The organism is Phaeobacter cretensis (genome assembly GCF_047372505.1).
GTDB classification, from domain to species: Bacteria; Pseudomonadota; Alphaproteobacteria; order Rhodobacterales; family Rhodobacteraceae; genus Phaeobacter; species Phaeobacter cretensis.
The window spans coordinates 2608698-2628766 of the sequence record NZ_JBKBEU010000001.1 but is presented as its reverse complement, the minus strand read 5'-3'; the positions used below and the strand labels follow the sequence as shown (position 1 = coordinate 2628766).

17 protein-coding genes are annotated in these 20069 nt (G+C 55.4%); 11 read left to right on the top strand and 6 right to left on the bottom strand.

What is annotated here, in order from left to right:
• Window positions 1-9 precede the first annotated feature (9 nt).
• A complete protein-coding gene (locus tag ACEWZM_RS12545) occupies window positions 10-1083 on the bottom strand; it encodes an NAD(P)H-dependent flavin oxidoreductase (protein WP_414006748.1) in 1074 nt (357 codons plus the stop codon).
• A gap of 83 nt (window positions 1084-1166) precedes the next feature.
• Window positions 1167-1595 carry an FKBP-type peptidyl-prolyl cis-trans isomerase gene (locus ACEWZM_RS12540; protein WP_414006747.1) on the bottom strand — a complete coding sequence of 143 codons (429 nt, stop codon included), beginning with the start codon at window positions 1593-1595 and terminating at the stop codon, window positions 1167-1169.
• Between the two features lie 188 nt (window positions 1596-1783).
• Between ACEWZM_RS12540 and ACEWZM_RS12535 the strand changes: the two genes are divergently transcribed.
• The 9 genes from ACEWZM_RS12535 (at window position 1784) to ACEWZM_RS12495 (ending at window position 11021) form a co-directional block, all read left to right on the top strand.
• Entirely contained in the window at window positions 1784-2470 is a 687-nt protein-coding gene (locus ACEWZM_RS12535) for a haloacid dehalogenase type II (RefSeq protein WP_414006746.1), read from the top strand.
• 16 nt (window positions 2471-2486) lie between these two features.
• Window positions 2487-3338 (top strand): alpha/beta fold hydrolase, encoded by an 852-nt coding sequence (locus ACEWZM_RS12530; protein WP_414006745.1) that lies wholly within the window; start codon window positions 2487-2489, stop codon window positions 3336-3338.
• A complete protein-coding gene (locus tag ACEWZM_RS12525; protein WP_414006744.1) occupies window positions 3335-4309 on the top strand; it encodes a threonine ammonia-lyase in 975 nt (324 codons plus the stop codon). The genes ACEWZM_RS12530 and ACEWZM_RS12525 overlap by 4 nt, the downstream gene beginning before the upstream one ends.
• A 38-nt stretch (window positions 4310-4347) precedes the next feature.
• Window positions 4348-5550: an endonuclease/exonuclease/phosphatase family protein gene (locus ACEWZM_RS12520; protein ID WP_414006743.1), complete on the top strand. Its 1203-nt coding sequence runs from the start codon at window positions 4348-4350 to the stop codon at window positions 5548-5550.
• A 96-nt stretch (window positions 5551-5646) separates the two neighbouring features.
• Window positions 5647-6438: a 3-oxoadipate enol-lactonase gene (gene pcaD, locus ACEWZM_RS12515; protein ID WP_414006742.1), complete on the top strand. Its 792-nt coding sequence runs from the start codon at window positions 5647-5649 to the stop codon at window positions 6436-6438.
• The gene (locus tag ACEWZM_RS12510) at window positions 6431-7153 is read left to right on the top strand and encodes an alpha/beta fold hydrolase (protein ID WP_414006741.1); all 723 of its coding nucleotides are present in this window, start codon (window positions 6431-6433) and stop codon (window positions 7151-7153) included. The genes pcaD and ACEWZM_RS12510 overlap by 8 nt, the downstream gene beginning before the upstream one ends.
• Entirely contained in the window at window positions 7153-8502 is a 1350-nt protein-coding gene (locus ACEWZM_RS12505; RefSeq protein WP_414006740.1) for a lyase family protein, read from the top strand. The genes ACEWZM_RS12510 and ACEWZM_RS12505 overlap by 1 nt, the downstream gene beginning before the upstream one ends.
• 166 nt (window positions 8503-8668) lie before the next feature.
• Window positions 8669-9760: a Zn-dependent alcohol dehydrogenase gene (locus ACEWZM_RS12500; protein WP_414006739.1), complete on the top strand. Its 1092-nt coding sequence runs from the start codon at window positions 8669-8671 to the stop codon at window positions 9758-9760.
• Between the two features lie 28 nt (window positions 9761-9788).
• Complete coding sequence (locus tag ACEWZM_RS12495) at window positions 9789-11021, top strand: mandelate racemase/muconate lactonizing enzyme family protein (protein ID WP_414006738.1); 1233 nt, start codon at window positions 9789-9791, stop codon at window positions 11019-11021.
• 186 nt (window positions 11022-11207) lie between these two features.
• On the opposite strand, the gene ACEWZM_RS12490 is transcribed toward ACEWZM_RS12495, so the two are convergent.
• Complete coding sequence (locus tag ACEWZM_RS12490) at window positions 11208-11327, bottom strand: hypothetical protein (protein WP_414006737.1); 120 nt, start codon at window positions 11325-11327, stop codon at window positions 11208-11210.
• A 266-nt stretch (window positions 11328-11593) separates the two neighbouring features.
• A complete protein-coding gene (locus tag ACEWZM_RS12485) occupies window positions 11594-14551 on the bottom strand; it encodes an ABC transporter transmembrane domain-containing protein (RefSeq protein ID WP_414008030.1) in 2958 nt (985 codons plus the stop codon).
• A gap of 294 nt (window positions 14552-14845) precedes the next feature.
• Here ACEWZM_RS12485 and ACEWZM_RS12480 point away from each other — a divergent pair, with 294 nt between their 5' ends.
• Window positions 14846-15238 carry a DUF3307 domain-containing protein gene (locus tag ACEWZM_RS12480; protein WP_414006736.1) on the top strand — a complete coding sequence of 131 codons (393 nt, stop codon included), beginning with the start codon at window positions 14846-14848 and terminating at the stop codon, window positions 15236-15238.
• 46 nt (window positions 15239-15284) lie between these two features.
• Here ACEWZM_RS12480 and ACEWZM_RS12475 read toward each other — a convergent pair whose 3' ends face one another.
• Complete coding sequence (locus tag ACEWZM_RS12475; RefSeq protein WP_414006735.1) at window positions 15285-15755, bottom strand: Lrp/AsnC family transcriptional regulator; 471 nt, start codon at window positions 15753-15755, stop codon at window positions 15285-15287.
• Window positions 15756-15895: 140 nt separating this feature from the next.
• Here ACEWZM_RS12475 and ACEWZM_RS12470 point away from each other — a divergent pair, with 140 nt between their 5' ends.
• Window positions 15896-19318, top strand: coding sequence for an indolepyruvate ferredoxin oxidoreductase family protein (locus ACEWZM_RS12470; protein ID WP_414006734.1), 3423 nt, complete (start codon window positions 15896-15898; stop codon window positions 19316-19318).
• Between the two features lie 9 nt (window positions 19319-19327).
• On the opposite strand, the gene ACEWZM_RS12465 is transcribed toward ACEWZM_RS12470, so the two are convergent.
• Window positions 19328-19993, bottom strand: coding sequence for a TetR/AcrR family transcriptional regulator (locus tag ACEWZM_RS12465; protein ID WP_414006733.1), 666 nt, complete (start codon window positions 19991-19993; stop codon window positions 19328-19330).
• Between the last annotated feature and the right edge of the window lie 76 nt (window positions 19994-20069).

The following is a 20069-nucleotide window of genomic DNA, read 5'->3' as shown; positions in this document are numbered from 1 at the left end:
GGCAGTATCTTACTTCGCCTCAGCCAGCTCTGCCTCAAGCAACCGCATCAAATCGGCTACCGGCACAGCGCGTGTACTGGCTGCGCCCTGCCCCGCCCATTGCGCCCCGTAACCCATCTCTCCCGCTTGTTTGGCGGCCACATTCAAGGCTTTGCCTGCGTCATAGGCTATGGGGTAATCCGGTATCAGCTCTCCATCAATTTCCGCTGCCCACTCGGTAAAACGGTTTCTCAAACACCGCGCAGGGCGGCCTGAAATCACTGAAACCATCTCGGTTTGCAGGTCGTTCGCCTGCAATGCAGCCCGATATCCGTCGTCGGCGCTGCTTTCCGGACATGCAATGAAGGCTGTGCCCAACTGTGCAGCGACAGCGCCCGACGCGATCGCCTGCGCTATGTCAGAGCCAGCCATCAAGCCACCCGCTGCGATAACGGGCAACTCGACTCCAGCCACCAATTCACGAACCAAAGTCATTGTCTCAAGTCTTGCATCCTTAGCGGTCGGATCGAAGACACCCCGATGCCCGCCGGCCTCCCACCCCTGCGCGACAATAGCGTCGAGACCAGCGGCCTCCAGCATCCGTGCTTCCGCCAGAGATGTCGCTGTCGCCAGCAATAAGATTCCAGCAGCCCGCAAGGCTGAAATCACCGCTTGTGGAGGGATGCCAAAGTGAAAACTGACAACGGCAGGGCTCTGTGCAAGCACCATGGCCTGCATATCCGCATCAACGCAAAAACTGGTATAGATTTCGTGTAATTTCTGCGGCGGGTTCGCATCGTACTTGTGAAATACAGGCGCTAGCCTCTGCAGCCACATATTCTCGCGCGCAAGGTCTTGAACCGCAGGTTCATGGCAAAACACATTGATATTAATAGGGCCATCCGTCAGAATCGCGGCCTGGCGTAACATTTGCTCAGCTTGCGTGACCGTTGCAGCACCGACCCCCAAAGCTCCGAGGCCGCCAGCATTGCTGACTGCCGCTGCCATCTCTGGGGTGCTGACGCCAGCCATGGGTGACTGCAGGATCGGCAAGGAAATCCCAAAGCGGTCCATAAAAGCCGCTGAAGTGGTAAAATTGGTCATCCCGTTCTCTTTCACCGCGAACTATACCGCTGTTAAGAGAGCCGGTTTGACGAGGCGGCGCAAGGGGCACCGCCTCAGGTGCATCAGTTGATAGACACCAATTCGATGTCAAAAATCAGATCCTTGCCTGCCAAAGAATGGTTTGCGTCCAACGTCACCGTGGCCTCCGTCACTTCAACAACAGTTACCGGCAGAACTTCGCCCGTCGGAGCTTGCATTTGCAGCTGGGTCCCGACCTCAAGTGGGATGTCATCAGGGATCCCCTCACGCGGGATGGTCTGCCGGGCTTCATCGTGACTTGGCCCATACGCCTGATCCGCGGGAATATTGAGCGTCTTTTTCTCACCAACGGTCATACCAACCAATCCGGCGTCCATTCCCTCAATGACCTGGCCAGAGCCTACGGTGAACTCAAGCGGCTCGCGCCCTTCAGAGCTGTCAAAGACACTGTCGTCTGTCAGCTTGCCTGTATAATGGATGCGCACGGTATCGCCGCTTTTTACCTCGGTCATAGGACCCCCAGTTCGAATTAGGTTACAAAGCCGCGCACAGTATAGGTTCGAACCATGATGTAAACCCGATGGATCAGTGCGGGTCCGGGTAACTGCTTTTCCTGTGTGTCCTACGGGATTGTGGCTGGAGTTAACGCCCAATTTGCGCCTAGGCTTAACCAACTGAAGACCACCGAACCGGAGCACCAATGGCGATCAGCACCTGTATCTTCGACGCGTATGGAACATTGTTCGATGTAACCGCCGCCGCCCGCCAAGCCGCCCAGGAACCTGAGTTTCCACATTTAGTTGATAACTGGGTAGAGCTTGCAAACCACTGGCGCTTAAAACAGCTGCAATACACCTGGTTGCGCGCCATTACCAAAACGCACACCGATTTCTGGGACGTCACACAAGACGGCCTGGACTGGGCGATGGAAGCAACCGGCCTTAGTGGCGACCCCCAGCTGCGAAAACGGCTACTGGATCTCTACTGGCAGCTTCAGGCCTATAAGGAAGTGCCGCAGATGCTACGCGCGCTTAAGGCAGCGGGAATGCAGACTGCTATTCTGTCCAACGGATCCCCGGAAATGCTGGACGGAGCGGTACGCTCTGCTGGGCTAGGCCAAGTGCTGGATGATGTCTTGTCCGTCGAAAGCGTCGGTGTTTTCAAGCCTGACGAACGTGTTTACGACCTTGTTGGCAGACGTTTCAACTGTCAGCGCGACGAGGTGCTGTTTGTATCCTCAAATGGTTGGGATGCGGCGGGGGCTTCAGGCTATGGATTTGTAACCGCTTGGGTCAACCGGAATGGTGAACCAATTGATCGCCTACCCTGGAAGCCCCAACATGTGTTAGGCGACCTAAGCAGCATTCCCGACCTAATTGGCGGCTAGAACTGTGTCTAATACAATGAAGACACCCGCATATTTTACCACTTCAGACGGGCTGCGGTTGGCCTACGACGATCCGGGTGGCAACATCGGCGTTGGCCCTCCATTGTTGTGTCTCGCCGGGTTGACACGCGACGGTCAGGATTTCCGCTATCTGCGTCCGCATATCCGTGACAAACGCATGATTACTCTGGATGCGCGAGGTCGAGGCCACTCACAATATGCCGACGACTTCCATAGTTATTCAGTCCCGCGAGAGGCACAGGATGTCGTTGAACTACTGGATCACCTTGGCATCGTACGCGTCACGCTTCTTGGCACGTCACGCGGGGGGTTAGTGGCAATGGTTCTGGCTGCTCTGCACAAAGAGCGTTTGGCGGGGGTGATCCTGAACGACGTCGGACCAGAAATCCCAACAGATGGCATCACGCGGATTATGGCCTATATTGGGCATCGCCCTGCAGCAAAGACCCATGCGGAGGCAGCTACAACGCTCGCAACCCATATGGGCGCGACCTTTCCAAATGTGTCGGCTTCTCGCTGGCGTGAAGAGGTCGAGACCTTCTTTCGTGAGACCCCAACAGGTCTTGAACTACGTTATGATGTGCGATTGCGCGATGCATTGCTGGCACAGGCTGCAACCGGTAGCACACCGGATCTTTGGCCTTTATTTCTATCATTAAGCGGAGTGCCATGCGGCGTTATCCGTGGTGCCAATTCCGACATTCTCAGCGCAGAAACCTACCAAAAGATGCAGCTTAGCTTACCTGAACTGATCGCGTCGGAAGTGCCGGACCGTGGGCATGTCCCATTTCTGGATGAACCGCAATCGCTTGCGCTCATCCATCACATTTTGGAGATTGCACTATGACATCCTTCGCCGCGATCAGTGCCGCAGCAAAGCGTCTGCAAGGACATGCAAGCAGGACACCCCTGTTATCCTCGCCCTTTCTGGACGAACTTGCCGGTCGCCGGTTGTTCGTCAAGGCCGAGTGCCTGCAACAAACCGGGTCGTTCAAATTCAGAGGCGGATGGGCCGCGCTGTCAGCCCTAACGGATGAACAACGCCAACGCGGTGTGTTAGCCTACTCAAGCGGCAATCATGCCCAAGGCGTTGCAGCCGCTGCATCGGCGCACAACACACCTGCAGTGATCCTGATGCCCCAGGACGCCCCGGCCATCAAGATTTCCAACACGCGCGCACTCGGAGCCGAAGTCGTCCTATTCGACCGCGCTACCGATGATCGCGATGCGATTGGTGCCGAACTGGCGAAGACACGTGGCCTCACCTTGATCAAACCATACGACGAGGAACAAGTCGTGGCCGGTCAGGGTACGGTCGGGCTGGAAATAGCCAGCCAAGCCGCAGAAGAGGGCATAACCAAAGCCAATGTTCTTGTATGTTGCGGCGGCGGTGGCTTAACCGCTGGCGTGGCCTTGGCCCTGGAACAAACCGCGCCAGGAATGCAAGTACGCCCCTGTGAACCGGAAAGCTTTGACGATGTAGCCCGTTCGCTCGCTTCTGGACGCATCTGCCGAAATGAGACCACCGCTGGCTCGATCTGTGACGCGATATTAACGCCATCCCCCGGTGAGATAACCTTTCCAATTTTGGCTCGACTGTGTGGTTCCGGCGTCGTCGTCACAGAAGACGACGCTATGCGCGCAATGGTCGAAGCTTTTCTACGGCTGAAAATTGTGTTGGAACCCGGCGGCGCAGTGGCTCTTGCAGCGGCACTGTTTCACGGCGATCAACTTGACGACATGGCTGCCATCGCCGTCGCTACCGGCGGCAATGTCGATGCCAGCATATTTGCAGAGGCTCTGCGCCGGTTCGGTTGATCTGCCACTGTTGCCTTGTTCGAATTTGGAGTACCCTGATGACCAGTTTTACCATTGCCTCTTTTAACGTAAAAAACCTGATCGGACCGGATCAGGAGTATTACGCGTTCCAAAGCTACACACCCGAAGAATATGCGTGGAAATCGGACTGGATGGCTGACCAACTGCTGACGCTAGATGCGGATATCGTTGGGTTTCAGGAAATTTTTGACGAGACGCCTCTAAGGGAGATCATCGCGGAAACCGACCGGCGCGGTATAGACGCGAACGCGGCCAGCGTACCTGATCGCTCCAAACGATATCATCGCAAGGCAATTTTTCGCAAACTGGCCTACACGCCCTACACCGATGCTGAGCTAGCCTTTGCGCCAAACGTGAACGACAGTGATACACCCGGCAAGCGGCGCCCCGGTCTTGCAATTCTATCGCGCCACGGATTTGCAGAACCGGTCGAGATTATCCAGGAATTACCTCAGCCATTGGAAATACCGATGGCCTGCCTTGGTGGTGAGGACGACGCCGGGTACTATACATTGCGGCGACTATCACGGCCGGTCATGAAGGCCCGTATCCCGGTCGGTGACCAAATTGTCAGCGTATTTAACTGCCATCTTAAATCCAAACTAGGCGAATTCATAACTCCACAAGATGCACCCTACGCGCCAGAAAGCGCCCTCACGGCCTATGATGCGAGTGGCCGCGCCCTTGGTGCATTGCGTGCTGCCCTGCGCCGCATGGCAGAAGCCTGGGTGCTAAGGCGGGCAGTGCTGGAGGAGCTCCAACAAAACCGCCCGGTGATGGTGCTCGGGGATTTCAACGATGGAGAATATGCGGTTAGCTCAGAGATTATTAGCGGTGAAACTCCGTTTCGCAATTATTCGTGGATGTTACGCCATGATGCCCGCCATTCAGGTGATCGCTATAGCTCGGAAGAAGACCACAAGATCCGCGAGACAATTGACCGGCTTCGGCTCCGCGCTGCTGAGAGAATGTTTCTTAAAAAATCGCTCCGCGACGTCGTCTACACGACGGCATTTGGCGGCGTTCACGAAAGCATCGATCAAATATACATGTCGCGTCACTTTGACCCAGAATGGCGAGGATCCATCGGCGAAATGCAGTACTTTAGTGTCTTCAATGACCATTTAACCGACGGGAGTCATCCCGAAGCGCCATATAATAAGCTGGCTTCTGACCACGGACAAATCATGGCCCATATGCGACTCAATTCTGCTGAATAGAACAGCATCCGACCGCCTCAGCGGCACGCCCGCCGACTTTACTTCCGATATGTTGCACGCTAGACGGTTGCCCCAAAGAAGCCTCGGAGGAGTGTGATGCAGCTTGCTGATCTAGGCGACGTCCAGCTGAACTACCAAGTGGACGGAGCCGCCGACGGACCTCCCTTGGTTTTTGCAAACTCCCTCGGAACCGACCTGCATCTTTGGGACGCGGTACTGGAGCGTCTTCCGATGGAACTCCGCATCATACGCTATGATTTGCGGGGGCATGGTCTCTCACCCGCGACACCTGCACCCTATACTATGGGCGCTTTGATCCGCGATGCAGAACGCCTGTTGGATCATTTGCAAGTGAAGGATTGCATTTTCGTGGGGCTTTCAATCGGCGGCATGATCGCGCAGGGGCTCGCAGTCAAGCGGCTGGATTTGATGCGTGGGCTGGTGCTCTCAAATACTGCGGCCAAGATCGGGACCGCCACCAACTGGCAGCAGCGGATTGATGCTATCCAACAAGGTGGTCTCGAAGCCGTAGCCGACGCCATCATGCAACGTTGGTTCGCGCCCGAGTTCCTTAAATCTCCGGAAGTCGCACATTGGCGAGCACATGTTTTGCAACAGTCGGTCGAAGGTTACATAGGCTGCTGCGCCGCCATAGCCGGTACCGACTTTTATACCCCGACCAGTGGCCTACGCCTCCCAACACTGGGCATTGCTGGATCTGACGACGGTGCCACCCCGGCAGACCTGGTTCGCGAAACCGTGAATCTGATCCCTGGCTCCAAGTTTGAATTGATCCGCAAGGCAGGCCATCTGCCCTGTATAGAACAGCCCGATGCATTTGCCGACCGTTTGATCTCCTTTCTGCAGGAGCTCGGTCACATTGACTGATCTGTTGTTGGTCCACGGGTCCTGCCATGGCGCATGGTGCTGGCGTGACCTATTGCCTGCCTTGGCGGATCAAGGCCTCAGCGCCGGGACAATCGATCTTCCCGGGAATGCTCGCAGCGATAGCGGCCAGAGCCGTGACATGGCATCCATAACGCTGAGTGAAACGGCCACAGCCATTCGTGAAGCTACGGATTCCAATACTGTCCTGCTCGGGCATTCTTGGGCGGGCTACCCGATTTCAGCGGCTGCAGATATGGCAACACCTCTACGCGGGCTGATTTACCTCTGTGCCTATGTCCCTCAAGGCGGAGTGTCGATGATCGAAATGCGGAAACGCAGCCCACGTCAAACCCTGGCTGGTAAAACTGTCAAAGCAGCGGATGGCCATAGCTACTGTTTCGATCTCACCACAGCGACGGATCTGCTGTATCATGATTGCCCGGCATCGACGGCGGCTTATGCTCTCCCGCGATTGAGCCCGCAGGCTATCAGACCACAAGACACACCGCTTCAGCTGGGCGCGCAATGGCAAGCGACCCCCAAAGCCTATATCCGATGCACCGGTGATCGCGTCATTCCGCCGGAATATCAGACGCAAATGGTGACCGATTGGCCCCCACATAAGGTAACGGATCTGGATACCTCGCATTCTCCGTTCTTTGCCGCTCCGCAACGATTGGCGACTATGATTGCAACTCTAGTGAAAGATCTCTGATGGCCGCTTCTCTCTTTGACAGTCAGCTCTACAACCCGCTTTTTCCCGTCGGGGATATCTCCCGGTTGTTTTCAGACAGTGCAGAGGTCCGCGCCATGCTGTTGGTCGAGGGGGCACTAGCAAAAACCCAGGGCAAAATGAGCCTGATACCCGAAGAAAGTGCAGCAGCGATTGGGCGTGCTGTGATGGAGGTAGCCCTCGATCCGGCAGCACTGGCTCGCCAGACCGGACAGAATGGCGTTCCAGTACCGGGTTTAGTTGCCGCATTGCGAGAGGAGATGAACGCGCCGGAACATGCGCAATACGTCCATTGGGGCGCGACCTCGCAGGATATCATGGACAGCGCGTTGATGTTGCGGCTGCGTCAGGCTCTCGCAGCAATAGAAGCCGATCTAACCACGCTCCTGGGCCAACTTGCCGCTTTGGCTTCGGCGCATGCTGACCTGCCGATGGCTGCTCGAACCTATGGGCAGCTAGCGACGCCGACGAGTTTCGGCGCGGTTGTGGCGGCATGGGGGCATCCCCTGCTCTCCCTGCTAGAAGAGCTGCCAAATCTCCGCAACGCCTGCCTTCTTGTCTCCCTTTCCGGCGCAGCGGGCACCGCCAACGCCCTCGGCTCACAGGCCGCTGAGGTGCGTAGCGAATTGGCCAATGCGCTTGCGCTGACAGATCCCGGTCGGAGCTGGCACACCGATCGCACACCGGTATTGCGTATTGCTGAATGGCTCACTCGTGTTACAGCCGCTTTGTGCAAACTGGGCAAAGACTGTATTGCTCTAAGACAGAGTGGCATCGAAGAGGTTACCACTGGTGCCGCCGGCGCATCCTCGACAATGCCGCAAAAACAGAATCCCGTTGCCGCTTCTGCGTTGGTCGCACTTGCGTCTCAGGCAAATGCCCAACTTACGGCTCTGCACCAAGCGGCCAGCCATCAAAACCAACGAGACGGTGGCAGTTGGTTCGGCGAATGGCTGAGCTTGCCGCAAATCGTGTTCTGCGCTGCCGGCGCGGCAAAAACTGCCTGCTCAATGACCAATGGTTTAGAGCCAAACCCAATCCAGCTGACGCACAACCTGAATGCCAGCAATGGCATTATCCACGCCGAGGCCTTGAGCTTTGCTTTGGCTAAAGTCATGCGAAGAAGCGACGCGCAGGCTGCTGTCAAAACGCTCTGCGCCGATGCCGCCGGACAGAACCGGCCCTTGCAGGAGGTTGCAGTCGCGCAATATCCTGATCTCGACCTTTCCACTATTTTTGACCCGGCGCAGCAACTTGGCAGAGCCCCCGAAGAGGCTCAGGAATTTGCCAAAGCGGTTGCCACCTTGCAAGATTTGCAACCCGCCTCCTAATTGGACCGAGGACGAATAGCGAAACTTGCGGGTAATCGCCCTGCGGAAGTTGATTGTTCAACATCTGACCCAACATATTAGCGATACCCGACATGATTGACGGTTTCAGACTTGCAGCCCCACTCTCCCCAGTCCACCGTGATCAGAAAATAGGGAGAGAGATTGCATGCCGACAATCAAAGCCGCCGTTTGTCATGAGTTCGGTGCCCCTCTGGTAATAGAGGATGTGCACCTCGCCCCTCCTAAGGGTGGTGAAGTTGAAGTCACGCTTGGTGCTGTTGCGATCTGTCACAGCGACATCTCATTTGCTGAAGGCGCTTGGGGCGGTTTTCTACCCGCGGTCTATGGCCACGAAGCCGCAGGCGTCATCAGCGCCGTTGGAGATGGTGTTCATGGCTTCGCCGAAGGCGACAGCGTGGTGGTAACCTTGATCCGATCCTGCGGCGGTTGCCCTAGCTGTGCGAGCGGAGCACCAACTCTCTGCGAAACACCTTATGACGCTGTCAATGGCCCGCTGAAAACGGCGGAAGGTGCTCCTTTGATGCAGGCCATGGGCTGCGGTGCCTTTGCTGAAAGAGTGGTGGTCGACCAGCGACAGATCGTAAAAATCCCACCAGAACTAGGAAAAGACGTGGCAGCGCTGATTTCATGCGGCGTGATCACGGGTGTCGGTGCCGCGGTGAACGCCGCACAGCTCAGAGCAGGTCAGGATGTTGTTGTGATCGGCGCTGGTGGTGTCGGGCTGAATGCCATTCAGGGGGCCCGTATAGCCGGAGCCCGGCGGATCGTAGCTGTGGATATTAGTGAAGACAAACTGGAGATTGCCAGAGAGTTTGGGGCTACCCACACGGTCTTAGGCAGCGCGGATGCACCATGGAAGGCCTCTTACAAGGCGCTTGGCGGCAAAGGTGCTGATGTTGTTTTGGTTACCGTTGGGGCCATCCCCGCGTATGACCAAGCCACGCGCTATCTTGGCATGGGTGGACGGATAGTGATGATCGGCATGCCTCACTCCGGTGCAAAAGCCACCTATGAACCAGTCATCATGGCCGCCTTAGGTCAGGGCATGATCGGGTCGAAAATGGGAGATGTTGTGATCCAGCGCGATATTCCGTGGATGGTGGATCTTTATCAACAGGGGCGATTGAAGCTGGATGAGCTGATCTCCGGCCGCTGGACACTCAACGGCATCAACGCTGCCATCGCTGACACCAAAACGGGATCTGCCCGCCGAAACGTCATCATTTTTGATAGCTAGACTTCTGATCAGATACGGAAAATCCGATATGAAACTGCAAGACTTGGACATTATCGTTACTGCTCCACCAGCCCCGGGCTGGGGTGGCCGCTATTGGATCTTGATCAAACTGACCACTGATACAGGCATCATTGGTTGGGGTGAGGTCTATGCCGCATCCGTAGGCCCGCAGGCGATGACCCATGTGATCCGTGACGTATTTGACCGCCACATGCAGGGTGTGTCACCGGAAAACATCGAATGGATGTTCCGGCGCGCATATTCGTCAGGATTTACCCAGCGCCCAGATCTAAGCGTCATGGGCGCGTTCTCTGGCCTAGAGATCGCGTGCTGGGATATCCTGGGCAAAGACCGCGACCGCCCCGTTCATGCACTTATTGGTGGTCGCATGAACGACCGCCTTCGCGCCTATACTTATCTTTACCCACAGTCTCATCATGACATTGGTGCATTCTGGAACGCGCCCGAACTGGCAGCAGAATCGGCTGTCGCAGCGGTAGAGAGCGGTTACACTGCAGTCAAATTCGACCCAGCTGGCCCCTATACGATGCGAGGCGGTCATATGCCCGCACAATCCGATATTACGCAATCGGTCGCATTCTGCCGTGCCATTCGTGAGGCCGTAGGCGATCGCGCTGACCTCTTGTTTGGCACCCACGGCCAATTCACCCCAGCAGGCGCTATCCGGTTGGGCCAAGCACTCGAACCCTATCAACCCTTATGGTTTGAAGAACCAACCCCTCCCGATTTGATTGAGGACATGGCCCGCGTCGCTGAACGCGTCCGCATTCCCGTTGCCACCGGTGAGAGGCTTACAACAAAAGCGGAGTTTGCTGCAGTCTTGCGGGCGGGGGCCGCTGAAATTCTTCAACCCGCGCTCGGGCGCTCTGGCGGTATATGGGAAACCAAAAAGATCGCCGCTATTGCCGAAGTCTTTGGCGCGCAGATGGCTCCGCATCTTTATGCTGGCCCGGTGGAATGGGCCGCCAATATCCAATTAGCTGCGTCTATCCCTAACCTATTGATGATCGAGACAATCGAGACACCGTTCCACAATGCCCTGATCAAACATAGCATCGATGTCGAGGATGGCTTTGTCATCCCATCTGACGCACCTGGCCTGGGCATTGAGGTAGACGAAGACTTAGCCCGCGCACATCCCTTCGAAGGAACTGATTTGCACCTGAATATGCAGGATGCCCCATGCAACTACGCCGAAGGCAACAACTTTGTTGGCGGTGCCCCACCCATCGAAGAGTGATGTGATTTTGACCCGCCAGAGTAGCCTAAAGGCAGTTGGAGAGCCGTACTGAGGCAAAGCAGCGATTGGGCAGGGATAGCCCCTGCCCAATGTGCGCCGATCTTACGCGTATCCGACCGCGCGTTGCAGTTACTGCCCAATCCCTTCGACAGCATTGCGCATAAATATGACGGGGTTTCAGATAGGTTAGCATGGGCTTCTGCCCCATGCCAACGTCTGGAGGAATTCTGGTGGCAACACATCTCCGGGATACAATGTCATCAACAGACTAAGGTGCGAAACAACTTCGGCCACTGAGAAGATCATATTGCGGCTACGAACCTGCTACATAAGCGCGCCGCTTAGTTCCAATATAGGCTCAGATTTTGCGGACCAGGCCCTTCATCTCTGGTCAGCAGCTATGGACCAATCGCACCGAACTCTTTCTCTTGGCTAACTGTCCACTCAGGCCTAGCTTCCAAGAGCATTCAGAGACGTCGTTAGTCACGCAGCACCTTACACTTGCTTAAAATATACTGTTCCAGCTCTCGCTAGCCACCGATGGAAAGCGATTGGGCAAAGGGCGCGAAGCATTAGCTCGACACGTAACCCGCCACGACCTGCAAAAGTTTGAAGGCTGTGGCAGCATCGTTTTCAACTACCGCGAGGAATTCTTCCTCACCAATACGCAGACATGTCAAATCGCTTTCGGCAATCATGCTGAGAGCTCGCGGTTCTTTTCTGATCAGCCCCAGTTCGCCGACCAGCCGACCTGCCCCCACCTTAGCAACAAAGCGATTTTCACCGCCTTCCTGCGGCAAATAGAGACCGGCTTCGCCTTCCAGCACCATGTAAGCGCCATCACCTGCTTCATCATCTTTGAGGAACACTGTGTCACCAGCCTTGGCAGTGTACCAACGCGCGCCAAACGCCAATAGACGGAGCTGCCGGCGGTTCAACTTGGAGAACAGCTCCGTCTGCTCCAGGGCCCTCAGCTTACGCGCCAAATCAGCGCTCCCGACACCATCACCGCGCTCATCGGTGACCGGACTGTCGCTGACCAAGCGGCCCTGGCGCAGCTCATAGTAGCTGTCAAAGACTTCCGGGCTCTCAAAACTGCTTCCAAGATAGATCAGTGTCGTCAGTGGCAAAAGCCGCCGCAGGTTTTTATGAATTGCAATGCGGGTGTCCAGGTCATAGCTGGCCATTGCGGAATCGAGGATCAAGATATCCGGACGCTTGATCGTCGCCCGTGAAAAGGCCAGCGGCTCCGCAAAGCTGGCAGGTAGTCCCTGCCCACCTAGCGCAATCGGCAGATCAAAGATCAGTTCCACAACATGATCACGCACGCCATTCCCGACCAAGACATCGGAAACCAGTTTCTGGACGTCTTCTGCACGCCCACCCGCACCGTCAGAAATTTTCCCGAACAAGGCGTTTTCCAGCACGGTCAGCCCCGGGGCAAATCGCGATTCATCCAACGGCTCAAAGATATCGTCTAACGTCGCCATCAGCTGCTTTGAGTGGCTTTGACGGAACGCAAGAATGCGCTCTTCGATTTCGGTGCTGAAGGCCGCGCCAATCTGCTCGGCGGAAATGCTAAATGGCACGATCAGCAACCGTGCCAGCTCCTCATGGCTCAACGCAGAAACCCCATCATCACGGGTTTTATCTACCAGTGCCAAAGCGCCTTCATAGGCTGATACCTCCAGCCTTAGTTTGCGAAACAGCGGGTGATCCGTGCCGTCGATGCCAAAGATCTGCCGCAACATTTCAACCACATCACAGCTGAGAGTAACCAGATCCACGTCAAGATTGAGTTCCCTGAGCTGATCAAGAAAGTCATCCTGTTTCCTCAACACATCTTCAGTTATGCGGTGCTGCATGGTCGCATAGAGAAGGTTTTCGGCGACTGGCAGTGCTGGGTTATAGCGGTCTGGAGCTAGAAAATGAACATAGCTTCCGAAGCCTGCATTTGCGACTGCCTCCCGCACCTTTGGGCGTAAATCTACCAGTCTCTGCGCGAGTTCAGGATGATTGTTAACACTAAATCGCTGCTCAACACCTCGGCGAAACAGCGCCGTATCAGAACCAATTCCCGCTATAAGCCGCAACCACCAATCGCGTAACTCCGTCTCGCTGGAAAATCCGGCCAGTGCGGGATCCAACCAGGACGCATCCAATGGATCAGGGCTATTGCCAGCCTGTAGCGCTACATCATACCGCCGCATATCCTGCGCCGTTCCCAGTGGTCGCTGACGGATCGGCATCATCACATTGTCGCCAAAAGAGCCTTGAAATAGCACCGGGCGGGAAGTTGCATGCCCGATACGTGCCGCAATCACCGCCTGATGGATATCGCTCAGGTTTTGGTCCTCTATACAGACCTTGCCCGCCGAGGGTAGCAATTCACGGGTCAACAACCCGGCCATAGCGCGCCGATCTTCCTCCGAAGGGGCGGCAACCCCGATCACCTTGCCCGCTGGGAAGCGCGCATTCAGATCTTCCAGAACAAGATTCCCATTCGCATCACGGACATTGACGCCTTCTACGATGATATCACCCTGCAACCGTTCCAGATGATCCGGAGCACCAGTCATCAGCGCCTCATTCACCATTCCCGGTGGGTCAAACCGCTCGAGGATCACATCCCAGCGCAACGCCATATCCTGTGTCTGGTTGTAATAGGCCAGCAACTCTTTCCAAGGGGATGCCAGGTCTTTGTAGGCTGCCAATGCTGCTACCAGTGCGCCCAGTGAAACCTGGCCTTCCAATACCAGGTAGCCACCAATGGCGTAAAAAAGGAACGGCGTCAGCTGAGTGATGAAGTTGTTGAGAAACTTCATGAAGAATTTCTTCTGATAGATCTCGAACCGGATGTCGTAAAGCCAACCGAGCCGATCTGTGATAACAGCCATACGGTACCGCCAGCCACCGTTCAGGCGTAGAGTTGACGCCCCGGCGGCACTTTCGCCAATCTCTGATGCAAGGGCCCGAATCTGACGAATACGCTTTTTGTTCAATAAGTTGATTTTGCGCTGCAACATCGGGATCAACCATCCCTGTAGAGGGATCAGCGCGACGGCCGCCATTCCGAACCAGACATTCTGCATAAATAGAAAATAGAGGATCGTCAGCATCTGGCCGGCCTGCAGTACCGGCTGGCTAACGGCATCGCCCATTAGGCCACCCATTGGCTCACTCTCGGAGGTGACCATGGAAACCAATTCGCCTTGGCTGACACGCTCAAAATAGGGCTGGGGAAACCGCAACACCCGCGAAATCAACCGATAACGGAATCGCCTGAGCATCCGCTCAGCCAGAATGCCTTTCATCGTATTGATGCGCATCTTCAGCAGACCGTGGACCAGAACCGCCAGAAGAAACCCACCGCACAGAAGCCAAAGGTAGTGCAGCTGGATCAGCTCATAGCCAAACAGATCAATTGTAGAGCTTCGCGCACCAATCGCATCATTGATGATACGCTTGGGCAGCTCCAGTGTCAGATACAACAGTGGAAACAGACAGGCCGTGACAACCAGCAGAACCAGTTGGTCGCGCTTGGAATATTTCCAGATGAACCGAAAAAGAGTGCGTTCTATGGGACGGCTCCGAAATGGCGAATGAGACGGAAACTGATCCCGATATGCCTAGCCTGAATTCCCCACAACAGGCAATGCCAAGACAGCCCCCCTCGTCTTTGGTGGGGCCTCGACAGCTTATTCTTGCACCATATCGGGCATAAGTTGACGGGGCGTCGCTACGAATATTGTCAGAGGCCATTTGCCAGTCTCAAAAAAAAACGTAAGCTTTTAAAGCTTGCTACATAAAATGGGGCCGTTCCTTTGTCAGACCATCTTGCATCCCTATTGGGTTTGCTCTGCCTGCTTCAGATCAAGCATATGTTTGGCGATTTCTATCTACAAACGCCTAAGATGCTGTCGGGGCGCGGGGAGTATCTCCATGCGGGGCGCGCACAACATGCCGGGGTACATGTACTGGGCTCGATCATCGCCTTTGTCATTATGGGAGCTCCAGTTGGCTTCATTTTGATGATCGGCGCACTTGAGTGGGTGGCGCATTTCAATATCGACTACTGCAAGGCATGTTATTCCAAACGCAAGGAACTAGCGCCTGATATGGCTGTTTACTGGCGTGCAATGGGCACCGACCAAGCATTGCACCAGCTGACCTATATTGCCATGGCAGCAGCTTGGGCGCATGTAACCTTCGGGTAAGTCGATAGCTATCTCTTAGAGCCGGTCGCGGTTTCAACACCAGAAACTAAGGCGTGATGGTCTCATCGCGTTTTATTGTTCTCAAAACAACATTCGTTTGCGCACTGGCGACCGCAGGCAGACGGAATAAAAAATCCTCCAAAAAGCAGTTGTACGCATCCAAATCGGGCGCCAGCACACGCAGATGATAATCCGACTGTCCGGTGGTGGCATAACACTCCTGAACCAGACGGCTTGTCTCTATCGCACGGATAAAATCTGCCAGCTTGTCACGATCGTGACGTGTCAATTGAACATGCACAATGGCATGGAACCCCAGTCCCATGGCAGCGGCATTCACAACCGCACCATAGCGTTCAATAATACCTGCTTCTTCAAGCGCACGAACCCGGCGCCAAAGTGCAGAGGCTGACATGCCCACGGCCTCAGCCAAGTCTGCATTCGACAGCCGCGCGTCTTGCTGCAACAGCGTCAAGATACGGTGGTCGCGGTGATCAAGTTCCAAGCTATCGCCCATGGGTGCATTATCCACATTATCGAAAAATCTGGAATAAATATTCAGATACCCTGTAGCATCCAAAAAATCTGGTGAAATATTTCAATCATGCCGGATTACTATTTCTCAAATCCATATCACCAATGCAAGGGATACCTTTGATGACCCGGCTCAGCCATGATTTTCGCAGCTACCAGCTGGATGACCGCTATGAGATGACAGCTGGTCGTGTCTTTTTGACAGGCACCCAAGCGCTGGCGCGTATCATGCTGGATCAGGCGCGACGTGACAAATCATCAGGATTGAACACCGCAGGGTTTGTATCCGGGTATCGTGGATCGCCTCTCGGTGGAGTAGATCTTGAGTTCTGGCGTAGTCGCAAACGCATGGACGCGCACAACATCACGTTCATGCCAGCGGTCAACGAGGATCTTGGTGCAACGGCCGTGCTTGGGGCACAGCAGGCGATTCTTGATCCACATTGTGAGGTCGAGGGCGTTTTCTCCATGTGGTACGGCAAGGGACCCGGTGTCGACCGTTCCGGCGATGCTCTAAAACATGGCAACGCCTATGGATCTTCTGAAAAAGGTGGCGTGCTGGTCGTAGCCGGAGATGATCATGGCTGCGTCAGCTCCTCAATGCCGCATCAATCCGATGTGGCATTCATGTCGTGGTTCATGCCCGTACTGAATCCGGCTGATGTGTCTGAGTTCTTGCAATTTGGCGAGTACGGCTTTGCTCTATCGCGCTACTCCGGCACCTGGGTGGGCTTCAAGGCAGTTTCGGAAACTGTGGAAAGCGCCCGTTCCGTTGAGCTGCAGCCAGATCGTGGGTTCACCTACCCAGCACCGCAAGACTATCCCGGCGGCTTGCATATTCGCAGATCGGATCTGCCATCCCCCGAGATTGAGACCCGCATTCACGCCAAGCTACGTGCGGTGCGGGCATTCGCCGAAGCCAACCCGCTTGATACCCGTATCTATGACCTGCCGGGGGCAAAATTCGGTTTTGTCACGACCGGCAAAGGTCATTTGGACTTGATGGAAGCACTGCGGCTTCTGGGATTGGACGAAACCGCCTGCAAACGGCTCGGCATCGATATCTATAAGGTCGGGATGGTTTGGCCACTAGCTCGTACCGAGGCCCTGCGCTTTGTGAAAGGTAAGCAGGAAGTTCTGGTCGTTGAAGAAAAGCGCGGTATTATTGAGAGCCAGTTCAAAGAATACTTCTACGACTGGCCCGGCGACAAGCCCGAACGGATGGTGGGCAAACACGATAGCAAGGGCAATCCACTCATTCCATGGACCGGTGAACTATCGCCGCTGACGTTGGTTCCGATCGTTGCTGAACGGCTAAACCGTTTTTTCCCTCAGGAAAACTTGTTGGACAAAGCCCGTGCCTTAGGCCAGCAACCGCCTCGTTTGTTAAATGTACCCGGCGCTACCCGAACGCCCTATTTTTGCTCCGGTTGTCCGCACAATACATCGACAAAACTACCTGAGGGCAGCAAAGCGAATTCGGGCATCGGGTGCCACGTCATGGCAAGCTGGATGGACCGCGACACCGCAGGCTATGCACAAATGGGTGGCGAGGGCGTGCCGTGGACGGTTGCCTCTAAATTCAATGGCGGCAAGCATGTGTTTCAAAACCTCGGCGAAGGGACCTGGTACCACTCCGGCTCTCTTGCGATCCGTCAAGCCGTCGCAGCACGCACCAACATCACCTACAAGATCCTTTACAACGATGCCGTCGCCATGACTGGCGGTCAGCCTGTGGATGGCCCAGTTAGCGTTTCCGGGATCGCCCAAACATGTCGCGCCGAAGGAGTTGACCGAATCGCATTGGTGTCCGACGACATCGGCAAATTTTCCATCGCCGATTTCCCGGCCGACACCAGTTTTCACGATCGCAACGATATGGATACCGTTCAGCGCGAACTGCGGGAGATCCCCGGCGTAACCGTACTGATCTACGAGCAGACCTGTGCAACCGAAAAACGCCGCCGTCGCAAACGCGGCACAATGGACGACCCCAAACGGTTCGCCTTTATCAATGATCTTGTTTGTGAAGGCTGTGGCGATTGTTCGGTTGAATCCAACTGCCTGAGCGTAGAGCCGAAAGCGACGCCCCTCGGCCGCAAACGCAAGATCAACCTGTCGAGCTGCAACAAGGATTTTTCCTGTCTAAACGGATTTTGCCCCAGCTTCGTCACGGTCGAAGGCGCGACACGGCGTAAGAAAGAAGTCTCGGGACTGGATGCGTCTGCACTAACTGCCGACTTACCCTCCCCCAAGCTACCCTCGTTAAAAGATCCCTTTGATCTGCTTGTAACCGGCGTTGGTGGCACAGGGGTTGTGACTGTAGGCGCGTTGATCACTATGGCTGCACATCTGGAAGGCAAAGGTGCCAGTGTGCTGGACTTTACCGGGTTTGCGCAGAAATTTGGAACCGTACTCGGGTACATACGCCTTTCTAACACTCCAGACGCATTGCATCAGGTCCGCATCGATCAAAGCGCGGCCGACGCAGTGATCGGATGCGATGTGGTAGTGAGCTCCGCGCCAAAGGCGTCTGCCCACTATCACTCCGGCACCAAGATGGTACTGAATCGCGCCGAAATGCCAACAGGCGACATTGTATTGCGCCGCGATGCTGATTTGATGACCGGCCTGCGCGAAAAATCTATCGCGGAGGTGATAGGTGCTGAAAACCTATCGGGTTTTGATGCTAATGACGCGGCTGAAACTCTGCTCGGCGATGCTGTTTTGGCCAACGTCATGATGTTGGGGTTCGCCTGGCAAAAAGGGCTCGTACCGGTCAGCCTCGGAGCCTTGGATCAAGCCATTGTTCTAAACGGCGTCGCAATAGATAAGAACCGCCTCGCTTTTGCTATCGGGCGTGCAATCGCCCACGATCCTGCCCGGCTCTCGGAATTCTATACCGAGGAGACGATCACCGAGGAATCTCTACCAGAGTTGATCGAACGACGCGCGGCTTTCCTGACCGAATATCAAGACCCAGCCTACGCAAAGACTTTTACAACGCTATTGGAAGCCTTGCGTGGTGCTCTCCCTATAGATGGTTCCAATGAACTACTCACCGCAGCTGCACGTTCCTTGTTCAAACTCATGGCCTATAAGGATGAGTTTGAGGTTGCACGCCTGCTGAGCGGTGACAGTTTCAAGCATCAGCTTGAGGCCGAGTTCGAAGGTGACTTTCAGGTCAACTATCACCTCGCGCCTCCACTCTTAAGCCGCAAGACAGATGCGCGCGGGCGGCCTCGCAAATTGCAATTCGGTGCCTGGATGCGACCTGCGATGCGTATACTCGCGAAAGGTCGAAACCTGCGGGGACGTCGCTGGAATCCCTTTGGCTATCACGAAGAGGCCCGCTTGCACCGGGATTTGCTCAGCTGGTACCAGGACATCATCAAGCAAACTGAGGCGCGCTATACCGCCGACCATCACGATACTTGGTTAGCTGTGCTGAGCGCGCCGATGGAAATTCGGGGTTATGGACCAGTGCGTTTGGCAGCCGCTGAGAAAACCAAGGCTAGTGTCAGCGCGCATTTGGCATCACTTTGATACCACCTGTCAGGGCCGCCAGAACCGTTTGACGTAATCTGCAAATTCAGCCAGCTCTTCGGAGCTGGCAGATTGGCCCGTAAAGGCCTCCAGATAGGCGTCCGTCATACTAAGCCTCTGTTCATATGGTTCATTGAGCCCCGCCATGTCGTACCCAAGTTGCATATAGTAAAGCACTTTTGCCCGCGTTTCTGCTTCGCGCTCCACATAGCCATATCGCAGGAACATTGCTGTCAGCGCATCGATCCGCCGAGCATCCGACGTATCTAGTATATTACGTACATGGCCCGATCTGCGCGCCCAGTCGCGAACAGCAAAGTCCAACGCCGTATTGAACAATTGCGGGTTAGCAGTGCAGCGGAAAACATTCAGCACCGCGCCTGTAATGGTTTCGCACCCGATCTCAGCCTGCCCGATCATACCTGCCGTGTTGGTCTGCTCCCAACTTGTCAGCAGCGCGTCCAGCAGATCCTGCCGTGATTTGAAGTACCAATAGAACGAAGAGCGCGAAACGCCCATGCGCTCCGCCAACGCCAACACTTTGACCTGTTCTACGCCGTCAGTAATCAAGACATCCATAGCGACGTTCAACCAATCAGCACGCGTCACTTTGATGTTCCCAATCAAAGGCGCGGCATCGGGATCGTCGCGGTGGAGGATGGGTTTGTCTGCCATTCGAGGCCTCTGAAATGCGAGATGGATGTAACGGAAAAAGCGCCGCTGGACGTTAGGCTAACCTGCCGGGGATTGC